The organism is Mycobacterium palustre, assembly GCF_002101785.1.
Taxonomy (GTDB): Bacteria; Actinomycetota; Actinomycetes; order Mycobacteriales; family Mycobacteriaceae; genus Mycobacterium; species Mycobacterium palustre.
The window spans coordinates 85,790-111,203 of record NZ_LQPJ01000109.1 but is presented as its reverse complement, the minus strand read 5'-3'; the positions used below and the strand labels follow the sequence as shown (position 1 = coordinate 111,203).

Annotated in this window: 24 protein-coding genes and 2 pseudogenes; 12 read left to right on the top strand and 14 right to left on the bottom strand. The window is 63.2% G+C overall.

Annotated features, from left to right (window positions below):
• Positions 1-9 precede the first annotated feature (9 nt).
• The gene (locus AWC19_RS16440; RefSeq protein ID WP_085079116.1) at positions 10-807 is read left to right on the top strand and encodes an SDR family NAD(P)-dependent oxidoreductase; all 798 of its coding nucleotides are present in this window, start codon (positions 10-12) and stop codon (positions 805-807) included.
• Positions 808-836: 29 nt separating this feature from the next.
• Here the strand turns inward: AWC19_RS16440 and AWC19_RS16435 are convergent, their stop codons facing one another.
• Both AWC19_RS16435 and AWC19_RS16430 read right to left on the bottom strand, forming a co-directional pair.
• Positions 837-1,235 (bottom strand): DUF732 domain-containing protein, encoded by a 399-nt coding sequence (locus tag AWC19_RS16435; protein ID WP_085079115.1) that lies wholly within the window; start codon positions 1,233-1,235, stop codon positions 837-839.
• A 504-nt stretch (positions 1,236-1,739) separates the two neighbouring features.
• Complete coding sequence (locus AWC19_RS16430) at positions 1,740-2,633, bottom strand: enoyl-CoA hydratase/isomerase family protein (protein ID WP_245849046.1); 894 nt, start codon at positions 2,631-2,633, stop codon at positions 1,740-1,742.
• Between AWC19_RS16430 and AWC19_RS16425 the strand changes: the two genes are divergently transcribed.
• Positions 2,617-3,420 carry an alpha/beta fold hydrolase gene (locus tag AWC19_RS16425; protein WP_085079113.1) on the top strand — a complete coding sequence of 268 codons (804 nt, stop codon included), beginning with the start codon at positions 2,617-2,619 and terminating at the stop codon, positions 3,418-3,420. The two genes, AWC19_RS16430 and AWC19_RS16425, sit on opposite strands and share 17 nt — an antisense overlap.
• Here the strand turns inward: AWC19_RS16425 and AWC19_RS16420 are convergent.
• From AWC19_RS16420 to AWC19_RS16410, 3 genes are read right to left on the bottom strand one after another with little or no spacing between them, the layout of a single operon-like run.
• Positions 3,410-3,979 carry a TetR/AcrR family transcriptional regulator gene (locus tag AWC19_RS16420; protein WP_085079112.1) on the bottom strand — a complete coding sequence of 190 codons (570 nt, stop codon included), beginning with the start codon at positions 3,977-3,979 and terminating at the stop codon, positions 3,410-3,412. The two genes, AWC19_RS16425 and AWC19_RS16420, sit on opposite strands and share 11 nt — an antisense overlap.
• 12 nt (positions 3,980-3,991) lie before the next feature.
• Positions 3,992-5,131 carry an acyl-CoA dehydrogenase family protein gene (locus tag AWC19_RS16415; protein ID WP_211284939.1) on the bottom strand — a complete coding sequence of 380 codons (1,140 nt, stop codon included), beginning with the start codon at positions 5,129-5,131 and terminating at the stop codon, positions 3,992-3,994.
• Positions 5,132-6,625, bottom strand: coding sequence for a carotenoid oxygenase family protein (locus AWC19_RS16410; RefSeq protein ID WP_085079111.1), 1,494 nt, complete (start codon positions 6,623-6,625; stop codon positions 5,132-5,134).
• Positions 6,626-6,909: 284 nt separating this feature from the next.
• Between AWC19_RS16410 and AWC19_RS16405 the strand changes: the two genes are divergently transcribed.
• The 6 genes and pseudogenes from AWC19_RS16405 to AWC19_RS16380 form a co-directional block, all read left to right on the top strand.
• The gene (locus tag AWC19_RS16405; RefSeq protein ID WP_085079110.1) at positions 6,910-8,073 is read left to right on the top strand and encodes an acyl-CoA dehydrogenase family protein; all 1,164 of its coding nucleotides are present in this window, start codon (positions 6,910-6,912) and stop codon (positions 8,071-8,073) included.
• Positions 8,074-8,223: 150 nt separating this feature from the next.
• Entirely contained in the window at positions 8,224-9,462 is a 1,239-nt protein-coding gene (locus tag AWC19_RS16400) for a cytochrome P450 (protein ID WP_085079109.1), read from the top strand.
• Between the two features lie 22 nt (positions 9,463-9,484).
• A complete protein-coding gene (locus AWC19_RS16395; protein WP_085079108.1) occupies positions 9,485-9,679 on the top strand; it encodes a ferredoxin in 195 nt (64 codons plus the stop codon).
• Positions 9,680-9,681: 2 nt separating this feature from the next.
• Entirely contained in the window at positions 9,682-11,253 is a 1,572-nt protein-coding gene (locus tag AWC19_RS16390) for an aldehyde dehydrogenase family protein (RefSeq protein WP_142281246.1), read from the top strand.
• A 12-nt stretch (positions 11,254-11,265) separates the two neighbouring features.
• On the top strand, positions 11,266-12,405 hold the full coding sequence (locus AWC19_RS16385) for a CaiB/BaiF CoA transferase family protein (protein WP_085079106.1): 1,140 nt from the start codon (positions 11,266-11,268) through the stop codon (positions 12,403-12,405).
• Positions 12,406-12,421: 16 nt separating this feature from the next.
• A pseudogene (locus AWC19_RS16380) lies at positions 12,422-13,602 on the top strand (IS1380 family transposase); the annotation flags it as partial.
• Between the two features lie 58 nt (positions 13,603-13,660).
• Here AWC19_RS16380 and AWC19_RS16370 read toward each other — a convergent pair.
• From AWC19_RS16370 to AWC19_RS16355, 4 genes are all read right to left on the bottom strand, one after another.
• On the bottom strand, positions 13,661-15,448 hold the full coding sequence (locus AWC19_RS16370) for a flavin-containing monooxygenase (protein ID WP_245849043.1): 1,788 nt from the start codon (positions 15,446-15,448) through the stop codon (positions 13,661-13,663).
• Positions 15,449-15,918: 470 nt separating this feature from the next.
• Positions 15,919-16,608 carry a TetR/AcrR family transcriptional regulator gene (locus AWC19_RS16365; RefSeq protein ID WP_142281244.1) on the bottom strand — a complete coding sequence of 230 codons (690 nt, stop codon included), beginning with the start codon at positions 16,606-16,608 and terminating at the stop codon, positions 15,919-15,921.
• A gap of 77 nt (positions 16,609-16,685) precedes the next feature.
• Positions 16,686-16,961, bottom strand: a complete 276-nt coding sequence (locus AWC19_RS16360; RefSeq protein ID WP_085079102.1) for a cytochrome C oxidase subunit IV family protein — start codon at positions 16,959-16,961, stop codon at positions 16,686-16,688.
• 2 nt (positions 16,962-16,963) lie between these two features.
• Positions 16,964-17,587, bottom strand: coding sequence for a cytochrome c oxidase subunit 3 family protein (locus AWC19_RS16355; protein ID WP_085079193.1), 624 nt, complete (start codon positions 17,585-17,587; stop codon positions 16,964-16,966).
• A gap of 254 nt (positions 17,588-17,841) precedes the next feature.
• On the opposite strand from AWC19_RS16355, the gene AWC19_RS16350 reads away from it, so the two are divergent.
• The gene (locus tag AWC19_RS16350) at positions 17,842-18,594 is read left to right on the top strand and encodes an enoyl-CoA hydratase (RefSeq protein ID WP_085079101.1); all 753 of its coding nucleotides are present in this window, start codon (positions 17,842-17,844) and stop codon (positions 18,592-18,594) included.
• A gap of 474 nt (positions 18,595-19,068) precedes the next feature.
• Here the strand turns inward: AWC19_RS16350 and AWC19_RS16345 are convergent, their stop codons facing one another.
• From AWC19_RS16345 to AWC19_RS30705, 3 genes and pseudogenes are all read right to left on the bottom strand, one after another.
• Entirely contained in the window at positions 19,069-19,794 is a 726-nt protein-coding gene (locus AWC19_RS16345; protein ID WP_245849040.1) for a hypothetical protein, read from the bottom strand.
• A 114-nt stretch (positions 19,795-19,908) separates the two neighbouring features.
• The gene (locus AWC19_RS16340) at positions 19,909-20,958 is read right to left on the bottom strand and encodes an LLM class flavin-dependent oxidoreductase (RefSeq protein ID WP_085079099.1); all 1,050 of its coding nucleotides are present in this window, start codon (positions 20,956-20,958) and stop codon (positions 19,909-19,911) included.
• A gap of 326 nt (positions 20,959-21,284) precedes the next feature.
• Positions 21,285-21,395 (bottom strand): annotated as a pseudogene (locus AWC19_RS30705) (CAP domain-containing protein); the annotation flags it as partial.
• A 487-nt stretch (positions 21,396-21,882) separates the two neighbouring features.
• Here AWC19_RS30705 and AWC19_RS16335 point away from each other — a divergent pair.
• The gene (locus tag AWC19_RS16335) at positions 21,883-22,749 is read left to right on the top strand and encodes an alpha/beta hydrolase-fold protein (RefSeq protein ID WP_372508670.1); all 867 of its coding nucleotides are present in this window, start codon (positions 21,883-21,885) and stop codon (positions 22,747-22,749) included.
• 14 nt (positions 22,750-22,763) lie between these two features.
• On the opposite strand, the gene AWC19_RS16330 is transcribed toward AWC19_RS16335, so the two are convergent.
• On the bottom strand, positions 22,764-23,195 hold the full coding sequence (locus tag AWC19_RS16330; RefSeq protein WP_142281242.1) for a lipoprotein LpqH: 432 nt from the start codon (positions 23,193-23,195) through the stop codon (positions 22,764-22,766).
• Between the two features lie 316 nt (positions 23,196-23,511).
• Here AWC19_RS16330 and AWC19_RS16325 point away from each other — a divergent pair, with 316 nt between their 5' ends.
• Positions 23,512-23,925 (top strand): CAP domain-containing protein, encoded by a 414-nt coding sequence (locus AWC19_RS16325; RefSeq protein ID WP_245849060.1) that lies wholly within the window; start codon positions 23,512-23,514, stop codon positions 23,923-23,925.
• 213 nt (positions 23,926-24,138) lie between these two features.
• Complete coding sequence (locus AWC19_RS29245; protein WP_142281241.1) at positions 24,139-24,564, top strand: hypothetical protein; 426 nt, start codon at positions 24,139-24,141, stop codon at positions 24,562-24,564.
• A 32-nt stretch (positions 24,565-24,596) separates the two neighbouring features.
• Here AWC19_RS29245 and AWC19_RS16320 read toward each other — a convergent pair whose 3' ends face one another.
• Positions 24,597-25,412, bottom strand: a complete 816-nt coding sequence (locus AWC19_RS16320; RefSeq protein ID WP_142281240.1) for a hypothetical protein — start codon at positions 25,410-25,412, stop codon at positions 24,597-24,599.
• Positions 25,413-25,414 lie beyond the last annotated feature (2 nt).

The following is a 25,414-nucleotide window of genomic DNA, read 5'->3' as shown; positions in this document are numbered from 1 at the left end:
GAGCGGACTATGGACCTTGGACTGGCCGACGCACGAGTAGTCGTTACCGGCGGCGCGTCCAACATCGGGCGCGGCGTGGTCCACATGTTTGCGGCCGAACGCGCCCGGATCGTGATCAGCGACATCGATAGGCCGCAGGCGGAGAAAGTTCGCGGCGAAGCCGAGGCCAGGGGCGCTGCAAGCGTGGAACTCGCGATAGCCGATCTGACAACCCCCGGCGGCGCCGACACCGCGATCGGCACTGCCGTGCAGAATTGGGGCGGCATCGACGTTCTGGTCAACAACGCGGGCTGGAGCGTGCCCGGATTCATCGCCACCGACACCGATCGTGACAAATGGCAGCGCACCATCGAAATCAATCTGTTCACCGCGATCGCCGCCACCCAGGCAGCGATCGGTCCGATGAAGGAGGCAGGCGGGGGCGCAATCGCGTTCATCGCTAGCGATGCCGCATTCGGACAGATCCGTCAAGGCGTCTACGGCGCCTCAAAGGCCGCGGTGGTGGCCCTGGCCCGCACCGTTGCGCGCGAGCACGGCCGTCATGGGATCAGGTCCAACGTCATCTGCCCTGGGCTGGTGATTCCCGAGGGCCCGGAAGCGATCGGAGAATCGAGCCTGTGGGCCGTCGGCCAGGACAATGTCTTCAACCAGGACCAAATCGACTTCATGGTCAGGGGAACCCCGCTGCGCCGCCTGACTACCGCAGAGGACATCGGCCGGGCTACCGCATGGTTGTGTTCACCGACGGCGGCGCGGCAGGTGACCGGCCAGCTCATCTCGGTCAGCGGCGGCTACACGATGCCGTAAACGGAGCCCGCCCGGCGGTCGGGACACCCTCATTCGGCGCCGGGACTGCCGAAGTACTCCTGGCCTGGCGGCGGCCGGTAGCCCTGCGCGGAGTTCCGCAGCTGTGGGATCTGGGCGGGACACAACAGATCGACGGCGTACGACACCAGGTAATTGGCCGCGAACTCGTCGTTGGGTGTCACATCATTTTTGACATCACCCATCACCTGGGCGTAGCTCATGCCCGACGTCACCTTGTCACAGATCCCGTATCCATAGCCGATGGCGTCGTTGTTCGGAAAGTTGTAGTGGCGCCGCACCGCCACGTTGTACATGTACTCCACCTCGGGCGCAGGTTTGGCGTGAGCGCGAGGCGCGAGCGTCTCCGCCGCTCCGCCAAGGGCAATGAAACCGACGATCACGGCGGCCGCAAAGGTGCGCCGCTTCATGCCTGAGGTCCTTTGCGGCCGCGCCGGCGGGCAGCGCGCTGACCGATCGCTCTGCGACTGCGTTCGCAGGAGCGTTCTAATGCCCAGCTCGCCGAAGTGAACGCACGCATCTGTCTTCCTTTGTATCGAGGCGACCGGTCAAAACACGTCTATGTCCCTGGACATCAACAAATTTCTGGAAGATTGTCAAGCCCCACGGATCGGTATCCGACGGGCTGCTTAACGGTCGTTTGTTAACGGTGTCCGCTACTGGCTGCCTACCCGCCCCGGAACATGACAGTCGGGAATGATCACGTCGCTCAACGGGTCGTCGGGTTCCGACGGGTTGGACGGATCAGGCATCGCTTCCGAGTCCGCCAGGTCAAATTACAGGGGTCCTGCGAACTCAGGATGCGGAAGGGAGGATCGTCGGCATGCGCCGCCGCACTGCCTGCGAATCCGGCCCCCAAGACGCCCAATCCGATCGCGGCAACCCTGTTAACCGAATGCGTCGTCACGAGTTCCTCATCGACCGACGAAGTTGGCGGCGCGGCCTTCCTTGAACGCCGCGATACCCTCGAGCAGGTCGTCGCTGGTCAGAGTCTTCTCTTCGAGTTCGAAGGCCAGCTCGACCACCTCTGCGGCCCTCAGCGAAGTCACATGGTTCAGTGCCCGTTTGGTGCCCTGGACGGCCAGCGGGGCCAGAGCCGCTATGCGCCTTGCGATTTGACGGGCCAACGGTAGTACATCGTCAGGCTCGTCGACGATGTCGGTCACCAGGCCGAGCTGGTAAGCCGTGGCCGCGTCAAGCGCATCACCGGTAAGCAAGTGACGCCGGGCTCGAAGCATGCCGACCGCCTGCGGCCACACCAGACAACCGCCGTCGCCGGCCACGAGACCGACCTGCACGTGCGTGTCGGCCAATTTCGCCGTCCGCGCCGCCACCACGACATCGCACATCAGTGCCACTGTTGCGCCCAGTCCAATCGCCGGACCTTGCACCGCCGCAATGACGGGCTGGGGCAGGGCGCGAAAAGATTTCAGGATTCTTAACCCGGCTTCGACGGTCTCGCGTCGTGAATCGGCGTCATCGTGGGCGGCTTGCATCAATGCGAAGTCTCCGCCGGCAGAGAATGCCTTTCCGGTGGAGCCCAGCACGATCGCGCGCACGTCAACATTGTTGGCAAGACCTTCGAGTGTCGCTGCCAGTTCGATCTGTGCCTGATTGTCGAATCGGTTCAACAAATTTGGGCGAATAAGCGAGATCTCGCAGACGCCGTCGCCGGCGGAGCCTACGGATAGGGTTTCGAGGCTGGTGTCCATGTGGCCTTCCCCCGTAATATTAAGATTTATCGACTCATAAATCTGCGCGTAATCTACATGATCGAAGGTGATACCTGAAGTGGCTTTCGTCGACATCGGTGATGGGGTACGGATTCATGTGCAGGACCTCGGAGATGGCCCTGCTGTGGTGCTGATTTCGGGTTTCGGCCTCGACCACGAGTTGTGGGATCGCCAGGTCCGTTTGTTCACCGAGCACGGACTTCGCGTCTTGTGCGTGGACCAGCGCGGCCACGGGTTCTCGGACAAACCGCTACACGGCTACGAGATCGACCGCCTCGCGGCCGATCTCGTAGCCGCGCTCCGGCGGCTCGAAGTTGAGAGCGTGACGGTGGTTGGCCACTCATTCGGCGGGCAGGTGGCCTTTCGCGCCGCCGCGACGGCGCCCGAACTCGTCGCTCGACTGGTACTGGTCGGTTCAAACGGTGTCCGCGCCAGCCGCAGCGAAGCCTTCCCATTCGGTGGGCCACCCGGGCCGCTGCTGGAAGGCATGCTGGCCGACGAGCACACAAACCGGCTTGGCGCCAGGTACCGCACGATTGCGACGGCATTTGCACACGAACCTGATCCGAGGACGGTCGATTGGCTGGTGCGCTGCTCGCTTCGGATGCCTTCTTGGGCCGCAATAGCCTGCTACCAATCCCTGCTGTTGACCGATTTGCTCGCCGACATTCCACGCGTCGCCCAGCCAGTGTTGCAGGTCATCGGCACCGCCGACCCGGTGAACTCGGCTAAGGGCGCACGCTGGCTACAGCAGCAACTCCACAAAGCCACGCTGGTTGAGATCAATGACTGCGGGCATTACCCGATGCTGGAGGCGCCAGAGCCTTTCGAAGCCGCGCTGTTGAAATTTGTTACCGGTTAGCGACCGACTCGGGCTCCAACGCTCGAACCGCCGCCAACGCCAGCTGGGCCAGCAGTTCCTCGGCCTGCTTGGCACGCCGCCCCCCTGGCGGCCGCAGCGACTCGGACAACAGCAATAGTTGGATACCCCGTGTGGTGGTGACGATCTCGTCGGTCGGACGGTCGGGGTAGCACCGCTTCAGGCAATCGATCCACCGCTGATTGATCCGGCGGTGCCGGCGGTCGTGTTCCCGGCGGTACCGCTCGGCAAGTGAGCGCTGCTCGCGCAGCCAGATCGCCACCAACCGCTCGTGGCTCTTGGCCAGACCCACGAACGCGCGAACAAGTTTGTTCAGCTCGGCGGTGGGATCCTCGTCGGGCTCTCCGAGACGCACCAGAATCGTATCGAGAGTCTTGTCGAACAGGGCCGCCAAGATCGCGTCCTTACTGGGGAAGTGGCGATAGATCGCCGACCCGGTGGTGCCGGCGACTTTACCGATCTCGTCCACGCCCACCCCGTCGAAACTGCGCTCGAAGAACAGCTTCTCGGCTGCCGACAGGATCTTTTCGTCGCGCGTCACGTTAGCAGCCTCTCATAGACCGAGGCTTTGTCCGATGATCACCTTCATGATTTCGCTGGACCCCCCAAAGATGCGGCTCACCCGGCCATCGAGATAGGCGTTGCCCAACCGGGAATCGCCCCGCAGCGCGGTCGACGGGGGCATGAGCGCCAGGCATCGGTCCACCACCCTGCCCTGCAGCTCGGTGCAATACAGCTTGGCGATTGCCGCATCGCTGCCGCTGAGTCGCCCCTCGACGTGGCGCGCCAACGCCTGGTCGATGAGTGACTGACCGGCGGCCACCTCCGCCGCGCACTGCGATAGCGTGAACTTGACCTCCTGGCTCGCGCTGCCGCCACGTTGGTGATCCTCAACTGCCCAAGAAAGCGCTGCGACCGCTGCGGCCTGCGAATTCACCGCAATCGACAAGCGTTCCTGCGCGAGATTCGACGTCAGGTAGGTGAATCCATCGTTCTCCTCGCCGAGGAGGTTTTCGGCGGGGACCCTCATGTCGGTAAACGCGATCTCGGCCAAATCCTGGGCGTGAAGGCCCAGCTTGTCCAATTTGCGACCGCGCTCGAAGCCCGGTGTCGCGGTGTCGACCAGCAGCAGGCTAATGCCACGCCGGCCCGCGTCCGGGTCGGTCTTGACCGCCAGGATCACCAGGTCGGCGGCGGCCCCGTTGGAAATGAACGTCTTGGCACCGTCCACCACGTAGTGGTCTCCGCATCGGCGAGCGCGAGTCGACATCGCCTTGAGATCCGACCCGGCCCCCGGCTCGGACAGTCCGAGCGCGACAACGACGTCACCCGATACCATCCGCGGCAACCAGGTAGCCCGCTGTTCGGGGGAGCCATAGTGCAGCAGGTAGGGCAGACAGATATCGGTCTGCACCCGCAAACCGCCGATGGCCAGGCCCAATGCCTGGATTTCCTCGGTCACGACAGCGCTATGCCGGTAGTCCGAACCGGGCAGACCCCCGAACTCCTCTGGTACCCCGATCCCGAGGATGCCGACGTCGGAGGCGGCTCGCCAGAACTTTCGCGATGGCTTTCCCTCGACCAACCATGTCGGATAGTCCGGTACCACGTAGTCGTTCAGGAACCGGCGCACCACCTCTCGGAAACGCTCCTGCTCCTCGGTGAAAACCGACCGAGCCAACGAAACGCTCACTTACCGAAAGTCCATCCAGTGACCGTGCGGGGTCCACCCGAACGCAAACGGCAGCTCGATCGTGCAGATCGGGCCCTTGGTGATGTCGTCGGTGTCGAAAATGAGGTATTCGCCGCGTTTCTCGGCCCACCAGGAAACCGGGACGATGACGTATCCGTCACCCTCCGGCGAATCCTTGTGCCGTGGCGCGAAGCTGGCCTCCAGCACCGCGGCCGGCTCCCCGGCTCGGATCTGGTACACCTGTTCGGACAGGCTCTCCATATCGGTCGCCACCAGGCTGTTCATGGACATGCCGTTGCGCTTGACCACGCCGCCCACCTGGTAGCCCCATCGGTAGCCCTTGCCGAAATATCGCTCGTCGACCTTCGGCAGTTCACTTGGCCGGTCCGAAAGTTGCTCGCTCGTGGTGTCGCCGGTGGCGAGGTCGACCGTCCAGCGACCCAGGGTGCTCGAGGCGATCGAGAAGAACAGCGCGACTTCGTCGCCCTCGGAAAAGTCCTGCTCGAACGGGAACGGCGGCCGGTTGAATATCGGCGCGTCCAACAGCAACTTGCCGTCACGCACGTTGGCCTGCATCGTGTGCATCACGTACTGCACGGGCAGGTCCGTGGTGATCCAGCGGATGTCGCCTTCCGTGTCGTCGCGCGGGATGAGCGCCAGCACAATTGGCAGATCGGTTTCCCAGCCCCAGATGCCGAGCCCCTTGGCGATGCGCTCCTTGCTCACGGTGAAGGGCTGAAACGGCATCACGATCCATTCCGGGGTGAGCCAGATGTCATGCGCCACCGTGTTATATGGCGCATCCCACAACTCCCGGGAGTCGACGCGACCGTCAGGGTGAACCGTGTGCAAGGTGACGAAAGGCGGAGTGTCCCGGTATGTCCAGCCGTAAAGGACCCCTGTGTCATGGTCCCATTTCGGGTGGGCGGCAAAGGCGCAGTCGCCGAAGGCTACCGGCTGGTGCAGTCCCGGCGACAGCGCCGGCGACCATTCCACAACGCCCTTGGTTTCCAACGTGATCGGGTCGATGGCGATCGGTGCGCCACCCTGCTCGCCGGATACGACCATGTGCCCCCCGAACGGGAAGACGTTGATGTTATTCACACCTTGGGGGGTGTAGCGGTTGAAGCTATCGCGTTCGACGTCCCCGTAGGCGAAGTCCCGCCAATCGTGGAAACCACCGTCGGTCCAGGCGAACATCCCGCGCTGGTGTTTCTCCTCCAACAGGTACTTCGGCGTCCGGACCCAACGGTTCCGGAAGTCAGCGCGCCCGTTTTCGAACGTGATCGCCTGGACCATGCCGTCCATGCTCAGCAAGGGGTTCGTGCCCTGCTTGGTCGGACGCTTCCAGGTCGGCCCTACGCGATAGTAGCCACCGGCGAGATCTTTGGGGATCTCGCCCTGACTGACGATGCACTCTTCGACGGTCGCCTCGAATCGCATCGGCGTGAACGGACCTCGCATCGCTGTCTCTTGCGGCAGCGAATAACCCATGGCGCTCCTTCGGTAAGTCTGAACAAACTCTATCAGCGCGCTCCGTCAAATCGTAAACGGTCGTTATCTCTCCCGCGCCCCGGCGCCGTGCGCCGCCAGGTCCCCGGCTGCCGGCCACGTCGGTGAGCGCTGCGTCGATACCACGGCAATGGCCTGCTCACCACGATGTTGACCGGCCGCGGAGCTCGTGCCTAGCATTTGAGACGGGCCGACTCGAAATAATTACGACGATTTCGTGCACGTGCTTTCGCCGGCGCGAGCAGGCGTTCTAACGAGGAGCTGGAATGGACGCGGTGGGACTTACCGAGGAGCAACGGGACTTCGCCCTTGCCGTTGCCGCGTTCTGCCGCAAAGAATGCGGCACCCGTGAGCAGCGCGATGCACTGACCAACAACGGCGCCGAGCAACATCACGCAGGGCTGTATCGGAAGCTAGCAGAGGTCGGCTATCTCGGCGTATCCATTCCTGAGGAGTACGGCGGCAGCGGCGGCGGCCTCACCGAGCAAGTCATCTTGTTCGAGCAACTGTGGAGGGGGCTCGCACCGGTCCATGGAGCCGGCACCTCGCACACCGTGGCCGGCATCTACAAGAGATTCGCCACCGAGGAGCAAAAGAAGGCCGCACTGGGCTCGATTTGCTCGGGCGACGTGATGTCGATCAGCATCTCCGAGCCCGGCGCCGGATCAGATGCGGCGGCAATAAGCTGCAAAGCCGAGAAGACCAGGGGCGGCTGGCGCATCCACGGACAGAAGACCTGGTGCTCCGACGCGCAATTCGCTACGACAATCCTCGTGGTCGTGCGCACGTCGCGCGGCGCGAGGCCGCACGACGGGCTGACGCTGCTAGAGGTGCCCGCCGACGTGCGCGGCCTGCAGATCCGCCCGATCAAAACCATGGGCGGTAGCGAGGTCAACGATCTCTTCTTCAGCGATGCCTTCGTGCCTGAAACGGCCGTGGTGGGAACCGAGGGCAACGCGTGGAAACAGATAATGGCGGGGCTTAACGGCGAGCGGCTCGTTTGCGCGGCCCAAGGGCTGGGCATGGCCCAGCGCGCCTTCGACGACCTGCTCGCCTACGTCACTGAGCGAGAACAATTCGGCTCCCGAATCGGTTCATTCCAGGCCCTGCGGCATCGCATCGCGGACCTGGCCATAGAGATCGAAGCCGCACGGGCGCTCACGTACGCGACCGTGCACCACATCGAACATCAGATCGGCACGCCCGAGGACTGGGTTCGCGCGACGTCGATGTCGAAGGTCAAGGTAACCGAGACGGCGAAAAAAGTTGCGCTGGAAGGCGTTCAAATGATGGGCGGCTATGGTTACAGCACCGAATTCGACATGCAGCGACACCTGCGGCTAAGTATTGCCCCCACGATCTACGCCGGGACCAACGAGATCCAGCGTGACATTATCTCCTCCACATTCGGCCTGCGCCCGGCCCGCTGACGTACGACGGTTGACACCATGAGGCCCATGTATGACGCTTGACACTTTCTGCGTCGAAGAACCATAATTGAGACTGCTTAGCTCATAATCCGAGGGGGCGGATGGGCGTATGGGCCCCTGGGCCTCTATTTCTTGATTAGGAGTCAACAGATGACGACAGCTACGCCGAGCTTGCGGGTACTTGACGCCGACACCTACGCCAACGGCGATCCCACGACGTTCGGCCTGCCGCTCGAGCAATATAAGTACCTTCGCGACAACGAGCCGTGCTACCTCCAGGAATTCGACGACCCCATGCTCATTGAACGAGCGTGGGTGGTCAGCCGCAACGCTGACATCTGGGCCGTCGACCGAAACCCAGGGTTGTACGCGGCCGACCGCGGTGGTGTGAACATGTGGAAGGTCACCCCCTTGGACCCCAAGGTCGGCGGAAAACCCGCGATGCTGACCATGGACGGCGCCAAACACCGCGCCCAGCGTGGCGTCATGGCCCGGGCGTTTACCCCGAAGTTCGCCAAGAGCCTTGAGGCGAAGTTCCGCGGCTACGCGGCGAACATCGTCGACGCAGCACTGGAGAAAGGGACCTTCAACTTCGTCACCGATATCGGCCACACCATGCCGATGGAGGCACTCGGCGACGTGCTTGGTGTCCCCCGGGGTGATCGTGCAAAGTTCTTCGAGTGGGTCGATACCTTCGCCGCACCGTTCGACACCCGCATCACCCCCTCCTTCGAATACGTCCTCAACGCGATCATGGGCATCCTGAACTACTCGGTCGAACTGGCCGACCTCAAGCGCAAGGAGCCTGGCGACGACGTCATCACCGAGCTGGTCAAAGCCGGCCTGGAGGTGGTGTCGGAGGACGAGTTGATGGGCAATGTCGCTTTGCTGGCCAGCGGAGCCGCCGAGAGCACCCGGACCGCGCTGTCACACGGCATGCACGAGCTCATGCGCAACCCCGAGCAAATGGCCTACCTGCGCGCCCACGCTGATGACATCCCCGACGCCGCCATCCAGGAAATCGTGCGGATCGCCAGCCCGTTCACGCACCTGGTGCGCACCGCCACCCGCGATCACGAACTGCACGGCAAGCAGATCAAAGAAGGCGACACTGTGCTGATGCTCTTCGCGGCCGGCAATTTCGACGAACGAGCATTCGACGAGCCCAATAAGTTCGACCTTTCGCGCCAGAAGAACCCGCACGTCAGCTTCGGCCGGGGACCACACCAATGCATCGGCAAGCACGTGGTGTCGCTGGAGATCAAGATCCTGCTCGAGGAGCTGCTACGGCGGACAAGCGACATCAAGCCCGCCGGCGAGATCGCGTACGTTCGCGACGCGTATTCGCGCGGGGTCTACGAGCTTCCTGTCACTATCACACCCGCATAGGGTCGCCGAGGGATCAGCACATATGAGGGTCATCCGTAACGCCGACACGTGCGCACTCCATGGTGAATGCGTGCTCGCGGCGCCGGGCGTATTTGAGATTCGTGACGACGACGAGGTTGTGACTGTCCTCAATACCGAACCGGGCGAAGAGCTTCGGCGAAGTGTCGAGAACGCGGCGCTGGCCTGTCCTACCGGCTCCATACGGATCGAGGACTGACCGTGACCACCGCGAGCAAGACCAAACCGGAGCGTGACGACAAATCCTCCGGCGATTCGGTTGTCGAGGTGCGCAACCCGGCCGACGGCTCGTTGGTCGGGGTGGTCCCGGCTGTACCGGCCGAGCAAGTGACACAGGTTGCCGGTGAGCTTCGCGCGGCCCAGCCGGCATGGGAGGCGCTCGGACCCGAGGGCCGCGCCGTTCATCTGCGGCGATGGCTGGATTGGATCGTCGACAACCAGGACCGCATTCTCGGCCTGGTGCACCGCGAGGCCGGCAAATCTTGGGGGGATGCGCAGATCGAGCTCCTGGTGTGCATGGAGGTCATCAACTACTACACCAAGCACGGAGCCGAGTTCCTGGCCGAGGAAACCCGCCGCCCACACGGACCCGCGTCGGCGACCAAGGGGCTACGGATCCGTTACCGTCCTTATGAGCTCGTCGGGGTGATCACTCCGTGGAACTATCCGCTGGGGATGCCGATGCTCGATGTCCCCCAGGCGTTGATGGCCGGGGCCGCCGTACTCACGAAGCCGTCAGAGGAAACTCCGCTGGGCTGGGCAGAAGTCGTTCGAGGCTGGAACGAGGAAATTGGGGCTCCCCCCGTTTTGGGCTGCGTAACGGGCCGAGGCGAAACGGGCAGGGCCGTTGTGGACGCCGCCGACATGGTGCAGTTCACGGGATCCACCAAAACCGGCCGTCAGGTCGGCATCCGCTGCGCGGAACGGCTCATCCCGGTCAGTCTCGAGTTGGGCGGCAAAGACGCGATGATTGTGCTGTCCGATGCACCGCTCGAGCGGACCGTCCGCGGGGCCATCTGGGGCGGGCTGTTCAATTCGGGCCAATCCTGCGTCGCGGTTGAACGGATCTATGTCGAGGATTCGATATATGACAAGTTCACATCGCGCCTTGTCGACGAGGTCAACAAGCTCCGGCAGGGCCATGATGCAGCCGGCAGCTTTTCCGCCGACATCGGAGCGCTGGCAAATGAAGCCCAGATGGCGATTGTCGAGCGCCATGTCAGCGATGCGGTTGCCCGCGGGGCACGCATCCTTACCGGGGGAAAGCGCGCCGAGCGAGGCTTGTTCTACCCGCCGACCGTACTGGTGGATGTCGACCACACCATGGCCTGCATGCGCGAAGAGACGTTCGGACCGCTGCTGCCGATTATGAGGGTGTCCAGTGAAGACGAAGCAATCGCGCTGGCCAACGACAGCACCTATGGTCTGGGGGCCAGCATTTGGACCGGCAGCAAGGAACGCGGCGAGCGCGTCGGCAGGCGGATCGAAGCGGGCGGCGTCAACGTCAACAACGCGATGATCCACGTATTCCAGTTTCCGCTGCCGATGGGCGGTTGGAAGCAATCCGGTCTTGGCCACCGGATGGGCGGGGCCGAGGGGATCCGAAAGTACTGTCGTGAGCAGGCGGTGGTCACCGAAAAGGTCCTCCTGCCGACCGAGACGCATTGGTATCCTTACTCGGCGCGTAAAGCTCGCATCACCGGCGCGGTCCTGCGACTTCTTGAAATGCACGACTGGCGCCGTCGGCTGGGTCTGCGCCCCAAGGCTCGATAAGCCAAAAGGCGGATGGTAGATTCGCGCGGCCCGCTGGACGGGCTCAAGGTCATCGAACTCGCCGGCATAGGCCCTGGGCCGTATGCGGCGATGTTGCTTGCCGACCTCGGCGCAGACGTCGTCCGCGTCGAACGCCCCGGGCCGCCCGCCAGCGCTGTACCTCCGGAAAAAGACGTACTGCGCCGCAACCGACGATCGATCGTGGTGGATTTGCGCGATTCCGACGGTGTGCGCACGGTGCTGTCGATGGCTGCGAAGGCCGACGTACTGCTCGAGGGCTTCCGGCCCGGTGTCACAGAACGCCTCGGACTGGGTCCGGCCGACTGCTGGAACGTGAACCCGCGACTGGTCTACGGACGAATGACCGGCTGGGGCCAGTCGGGCCCGCTGGCGCGGACCGCCGGCCACGACATCGGCTATATCGCCCTGACCGGAGCGCTGGCATCGATCGGCCGAGCTGGCTCGGCGCCGGTGCCACCGGTGAACCTGGTCGGTGATTTTGGTGGTGGTTCGACGTTTCTCGTCATCGGCGTGCTTGCCGCGGTGTGGGAGGCGGAGCGATCCGGTCGCGGACAGGTCGTGGATGCGGCGATCGTCGACGGCGCCAGCTCGCTGACCGCGCTTTTACATGGACTCATGGCCGATGGGCGGTGGACCGATCGGCGGGGTTGCAATTTCCTGGACACCGGGGTGCCTTGGTATGACACCTACCGAACCGCCGACGACCAATGGATGGCCGTCGGCGCCCTGGAGCCAAAGTTCTATGCCGAATTCATGCGCCTGCTCGGGCTTTCCGACGATATCGCCGCGCTCCGCGACGACCCTTCGGCGTGGCCGCGTCTGCGGGAGGCGATCGCGCGAGCATTCGTGACGCGGACCCGGGATGAGTGGACTCGGGTGTTCGACGGCAGCGATGCCTGTGTGGCACCGGTGTTATCGCTGACCGAGGCCGCCGACCATCCGCACCTGGCCGCGCGCGGCACCTTTATCGAGGTGGGCGGCGTGACGCAGCCGGCGCCCGCGCCTCGGTTCAGCAGGACGGTCCCCCGGCATCCGACTCCACCGCCGCCGGTGGGAGCCGATACGCCAGACGTGTTGCGTGACTGGGCGATTGTCGACGACGCGGGCGCGCCGCATACCACCGACCACTAAAGCTTGCACGCCCTAGCTGCGGTCTGTTTTATCGAGGGCGTTGGCGCCGTGGCGGGCGGCCGGCGCTCGCCATGATCCGGGCAAGGTGCTGCTCGACGTGGCGATCGCGGTCGCGCTCGGTGGTGACTGTTTGGCCGATGTGGCCGCCGTGCGTGCGCAGCGCGACCGGGTCTGGTCACGGCGCCGGCCACTGACGGGAAGGCCGGGGACCCGAGACGGTGGACAGGCCATCATCGATATCGATGCCACCGTGGTGACGGCGCATTCGGATAAGGAAGGCGCCCAGGCGACCCACAAGATGTCCTATGGGTTGGCCCCGATGTGCGCCTTCGTCGACCACGGCGAGCACGGCACCGGAGAGACTCTGGCACTGGACCTGCGCCCGGGAAAGGCCTCGCCATTCAATAGTGCTGATCACATCACGGTGCTAGGCGCCGCGTTAGACCAACTGCCCGCCGGCGAGCGGGGCCAGGTGCTGGTTCGCGCCGATGCCGGCGGGGCGTCCAAAGCATTCCTGCATCACCTCACCGACACCGGACTGCAGTACTCCATCAAATTTCCCGCTCACGGACCTGTGCAGGCGGCGATCGAGACGATCCCCGAGCAGGCCTGGGTCGCCGCGCTCGACAGCGACGGCACACCTCGTGAGGGTGCACAGGTCGCCGAGCTCACCGCGTGGATGCCGACCCCGGTCAAACCCACCCGTCCGCCGGCCAAATACGGCCCCCAGGAATGGCCGCACGGGATGCGAGTCATCGCCCGCCGTGAACGTCCCCACCCCGGCGCTCAGCTACGACTGACCCACCACAACGGCTGGCCAATCACCTGCAACGCGCCCGCGCCGAAGACCGTATCGGCTGCCTCAAAGACACCGGCCTGCATAACCTGCCCTTCCACAGCTACCGGGCCAACCGGATCTGGCTCGAAATCGTCGCCCTGGCCAGCGATCTGATCGCCTGGACCCAAACCCTGGCCTTCGACCGGCACCAACCCGCACGCAAATGGGAACCGAAACGCTTGCGCTTCCGCCTGCTCACCGTCGCCGGCCGCATCATCCGCACCGGCCGACAACGAAGACTCCGCCTGAACAAACCCCCCGGCACCTTCACCGACCAAAGACCCGGAGAGCCGGCGACCACAGCGCCGACGAACACCGCCAACCCACCAAACAACATCGACATGAAACATCGAGGCTAGTCGAGAAAGTCATCGGGCCGACGATGGTGCCCGTCGCCGTCGACGCATCATCGTCCTGCTAGGCCGAGATTTCGGCAGTCTCCGCCGACGCTGTCACCTCGTGATAGTCACTCGGGTCGAAGTCGTGGATACGTTCCCAGTAATCGATGTACTTCCAGGGGCTGCTCACAACCACGCGCCCAGCGTCATTGCGGTAATAGGTTGTCATTCCCGGGTGCGACCAGATGCAGCGCGCCAGGGCTTCATCGAGCTCTTCGTTGTAACGGTCAAACACCTCGCGGTTGACCTCGATCGCGCCGGTCTCGTTGACCAACAGGTGGCGGATCGCCGCCATGATGTAGCGGACCTGAAATTCGGTGGCATGGATTGCGCTGCCGCCGTGGCCTGCGTTGGTGTTCGGGCCGTTGACGATGAAGAAGTTCGGATAGTCAGGCACGGTGACGCCCAGATATGCCCGGGCATCGTCGGCACCCCACTGCTCGCGCAGCGTCCTGCCGGACTTGCCGATGATATCCATCGGCCACAAAAACTGCAGAACCTTGAACCCCGTGGCCAAAACGATCGCGTCGGATGGCACTCCAACGCCCGAGCGGGTCACGACATTCTCACCGCTGACGTGATCGGCCGCATCGGTGAGCAGCGTGACGTCGTCGCGGACGATCGTCTTGTACCAGCGGTTATCGATCAACGGGCGTTTACCGTACGGCGGATAGTCCGGGAGGCAAGCGTCGAGCAAGTCGGTCCGGTCGCCGAGCTGCTCCGTGATGTACTTGGTGAGAAAGATCCGATGGCGATCGTTGGTCTCGTTGACGGCCCGCTCGGGGTGAGGCCAGTCCGGATCGATCTGCAGCGCGGGGTGCAGCCGGTCGCTGAAGTTCCAGAACGACCGCAGCCGATACCACTGAATGTAGAAGGGAACTTCTTTCATCAAAAACCGGACGGTTTCTTTGACCGCGCGGTGGTAGTTGGGATGCGGCAGGGCCCATTGCTTCGACCGTTGGAAAACCGTCACATGCCGGGCAGTATCAACGATCGACGGGACGACCTGCATCGCGCTGGCACCAGTTCCGATCACAGCGACATGTTTCCCGGTCAGGTCGATCGAGTTGTCCCATGCGGCGGTGTGCATGACGGGGCCGGGGAATTGGTCCAGTCCCGGAATGGGCGGGATCAGCGGCCGGTTCACCATGCCTACGGCGCTGACCAAAACATTGGCGGTGATCGATTCGTCGTCCCCGTTCGCGTTCCTGACATCGACACGCCATGTTGAACTAGCGGTTTCGTAGCGCGCGCGCACGACTTCGGTACTAAATCTGATGTGTCGCTTCACGTCGAAGTCGGACGCCACTCGTTGGATATAGTCCTGGACCTCTTCACGTTTGGCGAAGTAACTGGTGATATCCGGGTTTGGCGCAAACGAGAACGCGTAAAGGTGCCCTGGCGTATCAACTCCGCAACCCGGATAGACGTTTTCCAGCCAGGTGCCCCCTAAGTCATCATTCTTTTCCAGCACAACAAAATTGACACCGGCGGCCGCGAGCTTTATCGCCATGCAAACTCCGGAGAGACCCGCTCCGATGATCGCAACGGTGAACCCGGGTGGGATCGCCGTCGCGGGTATCTCGACGTCGCGCGAGATGAAACCCATCTCCTCGGAAAGCAATTGGCCGTATTCGACCGGTACGTCTTCCACCATTGCGCAGCTGAGCATGCGCGTCACCTCATCCGGCGATGGAGTGGCCGGCTGAAGTCGTCCCTCATAGAACGCGACGACCGCCTCTTTCGCCGCCGCCCGCACCTCGTCCTGAAGTTCGGCAGAAAGACCGCCGGAGTCGTTGTCGTCCAACGGCTTACCTCGCACTGGCCGATATGGAGGACGAGTCCACTTACCGTCGCCGGTCAGATGCTGCAACACGAGGAGCACCGTTGGGATGTTGGCGTCTTCGAGCGCTAGCTGGAGGGTTTCGAACCAGTTGGGATCCCTCTCCCAGGGTGCCGAAGCGACAGTGGCCATGAACGTTACGCCTCCGAACCTTTGAGTCGCGACAGGCCGAGACCGCCGCCAAACGGCGAGCCTCCCCGGCGGGATGTCGCAAAACCTCTCTTTTTGAACTTCTCCGTCTCACTATAATGCAGCCGTTGCAGCCAGCGCAACATTCTGGCCGCCGAATCAAGACGCGAAGTCCGTCCGCGCCGCACCGCGCCACGATGGCTGGTCGGAAGCTAGGAGCGCGAGTTGACTTGGCTACGACCAATAACTACGAACGACGGCAGAACGATCGTGCACGGGGCTGCGATCGCGCTACGGCCGGGTAATCAGTTACGGACAAGCCGGTTGGAGCTGCGCCGGCGCCGCGGCTGCGCACCGGACTTGCGGTCGCCACTTTCCGGCGGGATGTATCCCAACCGAAGCAGCCGGATCGCCTCGTCAGCGATCTGCGCCGATGAAATCTTGTCCCTGGGCCGGTACCACCTCGATACCCAGAGGATCATCCCGAGGATCAATCGTGTGGTGATGATTTCATCACCCTTTTCGAGGTAGCCGGCCTCCATGTTGGCCGCGACCACGGAAACCCACAACTTTTCGAATTGCCGACTCCACCGGTGCCACCGCTGGACAACATCGTGAGGCAGGTCGCCCCCGCCGAAGAACACGGGCATGTAACTGCGCATTTGCACCGCGGCTTCCGACTGCAGCCGGACCATCTCTCTCAGCTGGTCCGCGGGATCGTCGATGTCACGCATCGCCGCCTCAACCTGCTCGGTGATCTCACGAGTGCTGCGCTCGAAGAGAATGCCCAGGAGGTCTTGCTTGGTCGGGACGGTTCGGTACAACGTGGCACGGGACACGGATAGTTTCTCCGCGGTGTCAACTATGGAAACCGCTTCGTAACCGCCCTCATGGAACAACTCCGCAACCGCGTCAGCGACCGCGTCCCGGTCGATTGTCAGCCGCGGCCGGCCGCGAGGACGGCCGTTTATCCTGACCTTCTCATTCTTCGACACCGGCCTCCCTTGCACTCATAACCCAGTTTAGAGGTTACATGTCGCACAATGCAGGCTAACGAGCCGGCGCCGTTTTCTCATGCGAAGACGAACATGCCGCTCAGCAAACCGAGCAACCCCACGCAGTAGCCCTCGAAGATACCGCGAAGTACCCGCGGCGCCGTTTTCAACTCCATGAAGTACAGCCCGACCAGGCGGATCTTGAAGACGGCGACGGCGAAGATCGCCAGGCTGGCCGGCAGGTGATGTCCCTCGCCGAATCCATGGTTGGTGCCCAACGCCCAGGACACAACAGTCAACGCGCACAGCAGAAGCCAGATCAGTGAGGCGTTGGTCCGTACTACCGAAGTCATGCTCACCTCACCAGGAAGATCAAGGGGAAGATGACGATCCACAGCAGGTCGACCATGTGCCAGAAGCACGCGCCGCCCTCGAAGAAGGCCATGTGCGTTTTGGTCGGCTCCGGTTTGCGGGCCAAGGTCGAGAGGACCGTCAGCACGATCAGCCCGATGATAACGTGCGCCAGATGCAGCCCGGTGAGCACGAAATAGTACATGAAGAACTCGTTGGTGCTGGGGGTGATTCCAGCCGCCACTTTTTCGTGGTACTCAAATGCCTTGATCGCGACGAAGCAGGACCCAACTGCCACACCGGCCAAGGTCAACGGCCGGGCAAGGTAACGCAGTTCTGGACGACGCAGAGCGCGTGTGGCAAAGACGACCAGGATTGAGCTGGTGAGCAACACGAGAGTGTTGGTCGCACCAAGCGCGCGGTTGAGTGCCCCTTGGGATTCCGCGAACAACTCCGGCCGCGCTCCCCGCTGATGTAGATACACCGTGAACAAGACGGTGAATACCATCATGTCGCCGAACAGCAGCACCCAGATGCCGGGCTCGCCGGGCACATGACGATGGGAGTCGCGGGAGGTGTTTCGGTCGGTGTAGCCAGCGGAACGCGCCAGTCCGATCACATCGGTCATGTACACGTCCTTCGCATTGGCCCCGTACTCAATCTTGAGATGATTCGTCTCAATAGTAGGTGGCGCCTCGACAGTTCGTCAACGAGCACACCACATAAACGGTCGTGACTTCGAATTGATTTTCTCGCACCCGATCTCGTAGCGTGTGGTTACGGGATGAGCCTGGCGTCATCTGCGTCGGCTAACACCGCATTGGCACCGAGTGCTCGTGGGCTCATCGCGCAGCCGCAACGACATTCGGAAAGGGTTGGTCTGTGGTGGATCGTGTTCTGCTCGAGGTCGACAGCGGCGTCGCCCTGATTACCGTCAACGACCCTGACCGGCGCAACGCGGTCACCGACGAGATCTCCGCCGGATTACGCCTCGCAGTCGAGAACGCGCAAAACGATTTCCGCGTGCACGCCGTGGTGGTCACCGGTGCGGGTAAGGCATTCTGCGCCGGCGCCGACCTCGGCGCCCTGGGCACCGCTGCCGGCGACGGCCTGCGCCGCCTTTATGACGGTTTTCTCGCCGTCTCCAACTGCACGCTGCCGACCGTAGCGGCAGTCAATGGACCGGCTGTCGGCGCCGGACTCAACCTGGCGCTGGCCTGCGATGTGCGGATCGCGGGTCCGAAAGCGCTGTTCGACGCCCGTTTCCAAAAGCTCGGCATCCACCCCGGTGGAGGCATGACCTGGATGTTGCAGCGCGCAGTCGGTCCGCAGGCGGCGCGCGCCGCGCTGTTGTTCGGACTACGCTTCGACGCCGATGCCTCGGTCAGACACGGCTTAGCGCTCGAGGTCGCCGAGGATCCTGTGGCGGCGGCTCGGCAGCTTGCCGCCGGACCGGCGTCGGCGCCGCGCGAAGTCGTCATCGCGACGAAAGCCACGATGCGGGCCACCGCCAGCCCTGGCAGCGTCGACAGCGAGCTGCACGCGGCCGCTGTCGACGCCGAGTTGGGCCCGCAGGCCGCGTCGATCCAGGCACCGGCCTTCGCCGAGCGGCTGGCCGCGGCGCGCCGGAAATGATCGTCTATTAGGGGCCGACCGGCCCGACGCTGCGCGCTCGCAGCTGGGCGCAGATATCTGGTCTGAAAGTAATCCGCGCCCGCTTCGACCCAGGGCAGCAACTGCGCAGCAACCTCTTCCGGTGTTCCTATCAGCCAAGGTTTTTCGATCATCTTCGGTGCCACGAGCAACCACGTCGTCCGCCTCGGCTCCTTCGTCATCGCACGCGCCGTGGTGGAGCCGCCCGAAGGCCGCGGTCGTCCACTTGATGATCGGGTTGGTGAGGCGCGAACTTCAAATACTTGTGCGCCTCATGGCTAAGGCGCTGACGAAAGCGCTCGGTGTGATGTCGTCAAGCTCTACCCGCAACGCTGCACAGGACTTTGGCACCAGGTACCTCCCGGCAACGGGCGAGCGTCAGCAATTCGTTCCCTGGCAACGTGGTAAGCGATCCGGCTGGTCCGCGCGCCCCGTGCCAGGTGAGCTCTCATGCGGCTAGTGGGCCACCCGGGCGAGCAACTCATCGACATCGGCCCTTAGCCGGATGACCTCTTCGTTGCCCTGGCGCTGTGCGTGGGTCGCGCCGACGGTGTCGGAATCCATGGTGTCGACGGCCCTGGACAGGTAGAGCGGGTTGATGATCATCCACGTGGCGAACACTGCCAGTGGCAGATACCAGGCGATGATGCCGTTCCAGGCAAGTGGGCCATTGTGGAAGAAGACGTTGAAGGTGCCTGGCGAGAACATCAGCGCGACCCACAGGTTGTAATAGCCCAGCCAGCGCGGGAAGATCGGGCGCTCGCGCCGGTCGAGCAGCACGGCGATGCCGAAGCAGGACACCTGCAACACCGCTGTGGACGTCAACCCCACGAACGGTATCCACGCCATATCGTTGAGCAATTGAACGAGCTCGGGCGCGCGGTCGGCGCGGAAAGTCGCTGTTTGCCAGAAGAAAAGCAGGTAAATGAATTCGAGTACGAAGATGGCGCCCAGCCCGAACTCGATCATCGCCAGAGCCGGAAATCGGCCCTCGATGCGGCGGATGTGGATCGCCATCGACACGGCGTACGGCATCAGTAAGGACGCCGAGAACATGCACAAGATCATCCCCCACCGAATCCTGTCTCGGTGTCCGATGATGAATTGCGCTGTCTCCAAGGCGCTCTGCCCCGGAGAACGGGTCGGGATGAAACCGGCCAGCAAGATGAAAGCGATTGCCATGGTGACTAGACACAATGTGCCGCTCCACGCGCAGCACTTGTGCACGCTCCGGTTCATCGCCTGCTCCCTTCCCTCATGTCCGTCGCGACCTGTGAACTATCGTTTTCACTTTCGTCACGCGTTAACCCGCGCGAAAGTGGCCACCATCGACCGGAACGCGTCCTCGCTCGAGGCTTGATCGATCGGTGGCACGTATGGCGTGTGTAAGACGATGTGGGGCAGTACGCCGTCATAGGCGGCGATTTGTTCGGCCACCTCGTCCGGAGTGCCCGCGATTGAGAAGGCGCGCACCAGCTCATCGGAGGCCGCAGTGGCCAGCGCAGCAGGCCCCTCGCTGAGCAGCCGTCGCAGCACGTGGTCGCGATCCTCTTGTAATCCCATGAATTCGATCACCGTGGAACTCACCGGGTATGCGACGTAGTTGCCGACGTTGATGCGGGCGCGTCGGAGCGCTTCGCTGCGATCGTGCGAAACGCTGCAGATCACTAGGGCGGTGACTTCCACGTCCGACGGGTCCCGCCCGGCCTTCGCGGCGCCGGCGGCCACATTCGGGAGAACGTGATGCTGGATGAACTTCGGCGTGGGCAGGAATCCGAGCACGCCATCGGCCACTTCACCGGCCAGCTTGAGCATTCCCTCTTTCAGTCCCGCTAGATAGATCGGTATCTGGGGCCTCACCAGATCGCGAGTGCCCCATGGGTTGAGCGGCGGGCTGGACGCGCGGTAGATCTGGCCCTGGAAGTCGAACGGCTCGTCGGTCTCAAAATGGTGCCAAAGCTGACGGACCACATGGATGTACTCGCGCATGCGTGTCAGCGGACGGTCGATGTCGGTGCCGTTGAAGCATTCCATCCAGCCCGCGCCGCCGGTGCTCAGACCCAGCAGGGTTCGCCCACCGGACAATTCGTCGACATCGGCGGCCGCGTTGGCCATCTCGTAGGGCGTTCGGGGCGCTGCAGTGGCGATCCCGGTGCCCAACTGGATCCGGCAGGTGGCTCTTGCGTTCAGCGCATGAGTGATGAACGGATTCCGATAGAACTCGTAGTCCCAGACGGAATCGAAACCGGCGTCTTCGGCGAGTGCGGCGAACTCCGCGTAGCGCTCGTAGGGCTGATTGAGCATCGGCAGCGACACGCCGATGCGACCTTTGGCGAATAGCGTCATCGGTCACGCTCCTCGGATTTAACCCAGTGTAAGTGTCCTACGAACGATCGTTCTCACCGCCACCATATCGATCCCGCACGGAAAACCCTAGTCTTTTCCCGGTCAACGGCGGATAGATCGCCGGCGGCGAGTACCACCCATGGCATGAGTTCGCCGCGGGCGACGATCTGCGACACGCCGGCCAAACGGAACCGATTATCGACGACCTGGATTCTGTGAAATCGGGCTGCCCGAAACGCGAGGGTGGCCGTACCGCGCGCTTGGCCATGGATCATCTAAGAGCTTCGCCGAAGCCAACCCGATGATCGGGGTGAACGAAACGAACGTTAATTCGATCCGTAGAAGGGCGGAGGATACTGGCCCCGGAGCAGCCACGCGAACGCTGCGATGCCGTATTCCAACTCGTCGCTAGCGTCGTAGTCAGGGTATTGATCCATGAGACGACCTTCCGTCCTACTTCGAGAAATCCTCAAGCCGAAGCCTTACCGAAGCCTCAAACCGACAAATTTGAGTCTACGTCGTCGAGCGGATGGAGCGAAAGGTCGTTCGCGCAACTGGTCGACCCGGTTTGGTCGCAGCCAAACATCCCGTCCTCAACATGGGGTTATGGGCGACCGGTTCGCGGTCAGTGGTGACCGCGAGGTGAGGCTTTGATACGAGGGGGCGGGCCAATATGGCTAATCGCCCCCAGCGGGCCCCGAGCCCGGGGTACTGCCGGTTGCGCCCAGCCCAGCTTCGTGCCGTCCTCACCAACACCTCGATACCCCAGGGGTTTCCACGTTGGTCGCCTTTGCCGGACCTTGCCGCACAGACCTGAAAGGTGGTTCACTGTTCGACAATTACATTCTCGTGATTGGTGCAGCGGCGGCGAAAGAGGTTGATGTGAAAGGTCGGTCAATACGGATGCGGGTCCTTTTCGCAGTCATGCTCACCGTCGTCCTGGCGCAGATCACCGCGACGACCGGTTGCACGGGTGGGGCCAAGGCCGCGCCGAACTTCGAATCATTAATGGTGCCTTCGGCGGCGATGGGCCGCGACATCCCGGTGGCCTTCCTGGCGGGCGGTCCGCATGCGGTATACCTGCTCGACGCCTTCAACGCCGCCCCGGACGTCAGCAACTGGGTAACAGCGGGTAACGCGATGAGTACGCTTGCCGGCAAGGGCATCTCAGTGGTCGCACCAGCCGGTGGCGCCTACAGCATGTACACCAACTGGGACCAGGACGGCAGCAAGCAATGGGACACGTTTCTGTCCGACGAACTCCCGAACTGGTTGGCGGCCAACAGGGGCTTGGCACCGGGCGGACACGGTGTCGTCGGTGCCGCGCAGGGCGGTTATGCTGCGGCGGCACTCGCCACGTTCCATCCCGACCGGTTCCGCTACGCCGGATCGCTGTCGGGAGTGCTCACCCCCGAACGGACCGGAGTAAACGGTGCCATAACCAACGTTCTGAAGAATGAAGGTGGCGTGGACCCTGTGAACATGTGGGGAGCCCCCCAGTTCGGCCGGTGGCAGTGGCATTCACCGAATGTGCATGTGGTCCTCCTCGTGGACCAGAACACCCGGCTCTGGGTCTACAGCCCTGCGGCCGGGAGCCCGAGTGACGGAGGCGCAGTAGGAGCCTTCCCCGATATCTGGCAAAGTACCTGCCGGGATTTCTATGCCAGCTACCGCGCGGCCGGCGGCCATAACGGTCACTTCGATCTGGGCGCCGCCGGCGGTAATGACTGGGGGGCGTGGAGCCAGCAACTCGGCGCGATGTCCGGCGACCTGGCCGCCAATATCAAGTAGTTAGGGCGTCCAGGTCAGCACGACACCTTGATCGCGAACGACTCCGTCGTGGGCTCGGGCGATTTCGTTGCGTAGCCGAAGGCCGTGCCGGAGATGCGGTAGGAGTTATCACTCAAAGCGACGGTGGCGTCCCCATTTCCCAAACCACGATCGTAGTCACCGGTAAAGCCTTTGAGATTACGGATACGGACGATCTCAACGGTGAGTTTTCCGGCGTTGGACACCAGCACCGTCGCCCCCGCCGTATCGTCGCCGATGGTGATCGTGGTCATGTACTTTTCGGGCGGCGCGCAATTCACCGCCCGAGTAAGAGGCAGCTCGTCCCCGTCGATGGTCACCTGGGCGGTTCCCGGGGCCATCGCCTCGGTTTCGCGCGTCGCGGTCGCCCGACCGGATGCGCACGCTGCGCTGCTCCCGGCGACCAGGGCGGCGGCGGCGATGGACATGACCTTGGTGGTTCTCACGGCGATCCTCCCATACCGAGCCGTGCTTGCGGTGCATCGGCGCCCGAGCACCCCAGATCATTTTAGGACGCGTCGGATCAAAATGTTAGAACCAAACTTATCTGTATCGAATCCGGATTAAAACCCGCGCTGATCACCGACAGTCTAAGGAGTCTCGGCTGATGGACCTATCGATCCAATTGTGAAAGGATCACGGGTTATGACAGTCTGCGATCTTGTGCAACGCGCGTCGACGCGCTCCGGCTTGGCCGTGCTCGGCACCGGAATTTTCACGCTAAGTTTCGTCGCCGCCGCACCGATGGCAACCGCTGACAACAACCGGCTGAACAATGGCGTTGCGCAAAGTGTCTACAGCATCAAGCGCCAAGCCGGCTGCACGACCGACCTGAAGAACAACCCGGCGCTTGAGCTCGCGGCGCAATGGCATGCCGATGATGTCCTCAACAACCGGGACCTCGACGGTGACATCGGCTCCGACGGGGCGTCGGCGCAGGACCGCGCCCGACGTGCGGGTTACAAAGGCACCGTGGCCGAAACGGTTGCCATCCTGCCGTCGGCATCGATCAACGGCATCGACATCCTGGGCAATTGGTACTACCGCCCCGACTACTACGCCATCATGTCCAACTGTGCTAATACCCAGATCGGCGTGCGGTCGGCGAACAGCCCCGACCGCAGCGTCGCCGTTGCGGTCTACGGCCAACCGGCGTGAGCGCACGCCCGCGGACGCCACGCAGCGGTTAGTTGCGTGTGCAACGGGGATTTTGTAGATTCCGCTGCCCAGCCGACCCGGCTGCAGTTGTCCGTAATCCGGTGTCGCGCCGCCTCACGCGTAGACCTCCTAGAGCTTCAGACGGCGGCGCCGGAACGCTCTTCCTCATTTCTCACAGTCGTTAAAGAATGGGCTCTGCGCTACGCTAAGCTGATGAAACGATCGTTCGGCGTCTCATTGGCCTTCCTGGCGATTTGTCCTATTGCGCTTCACTTCACGAGCCCTGCGGCCGCTTCGCCACCGGGTGGGAACGGGCAGTGTTCGTTCATTCTCGAGGGACCGAAAGTGCTGGCCGTTTCTGGTGTGAATTACGTGATCGCAACCGTCCATCCAGGAACGTGCACACTGCACGCCCATACCGAGGCCACCGTGTGTCTGTCCGTCGAAGGGAGCGATTCGGCCGGACAGTGCGGGTCGGCCTATGACCCGCAGCCGGCCGTGGTCTATTACCCCTACCGGCCGGGTGCGACGTATGTCGTCAAGGGCACAGGGTGCGCTGACACGTTGGAGGGTAGCGACAGCCCGGCGACGCCCGCGACGATCTGCCACGACATCCCACCCTCGCGGGTCGTACTGTAGGGCGCCGTGTTCAGCAGGTGGGCGCAGTCGATCTAGACCGGGTCGAAGCCAGCGATTAGCCAGCGACCAGAAACCTTATCCAGCGTCACCCGCACGCTGGACGCGGTGTCACTGGGCGGGTCCTTGTCGACAACCGCGGTCTGGTTGACGAAGAGCAGGACGACCGCGTGGTTGGGAGTCGCCGACACCGACGCCGCCGCGGGCACAGTTGCCGTCGTGGAAACATGCGCCCGCTTCGCACCAGGAATGACGACGTCATCGATCAGATGCGAATAGGAGTCTTTGAACGTGCCCGTCAAGCAACTTTTTGCGGCGTTCAGATCCTTCTCCACGGTGTCGGGCTTGTAAGACAACAACGCGATCGTCGAATCCTTAGCGGCCGCAATGGATTCGATGCGCGCAGTCTGCGACGCACGGACCGACGAGTCCTGCCACTTCAAAAAGCCCCCCGCCGCCGCAAGTAGTAGCGCCAGCCCGGGCAGCATCCCGAAGGCCAGCACCCGTGACCAACTGATCCGGCGCCTTGCCTTAATCGGCTCAGCCGATTCCGGATGATCGCCCGCTTCGGCGGCGTCGGAACTCACCGAATCACTGCGGTCGCTATCAACACGTCCGCGGCGGCGGCGCCGCACCCACGAGCCGAGACGCCGTTTGGCCCTGGCGGGCTCGCCGTCCTCGGCCGCCTCGTCAGCCGCACCGTCGAAAGTCGCGGAGTCAAAGGCATCGGTTTCCGGCGTTTTTACCGCCGCAGAGACGTCGCCGGCCGCAGTCGCCTCGCCTTCGACCGGTTCCGTTGTATTGGTCTTCTCGGTTTCCTGCTCGCTCGCAGCATCGGTTCGCGCCCGCACAG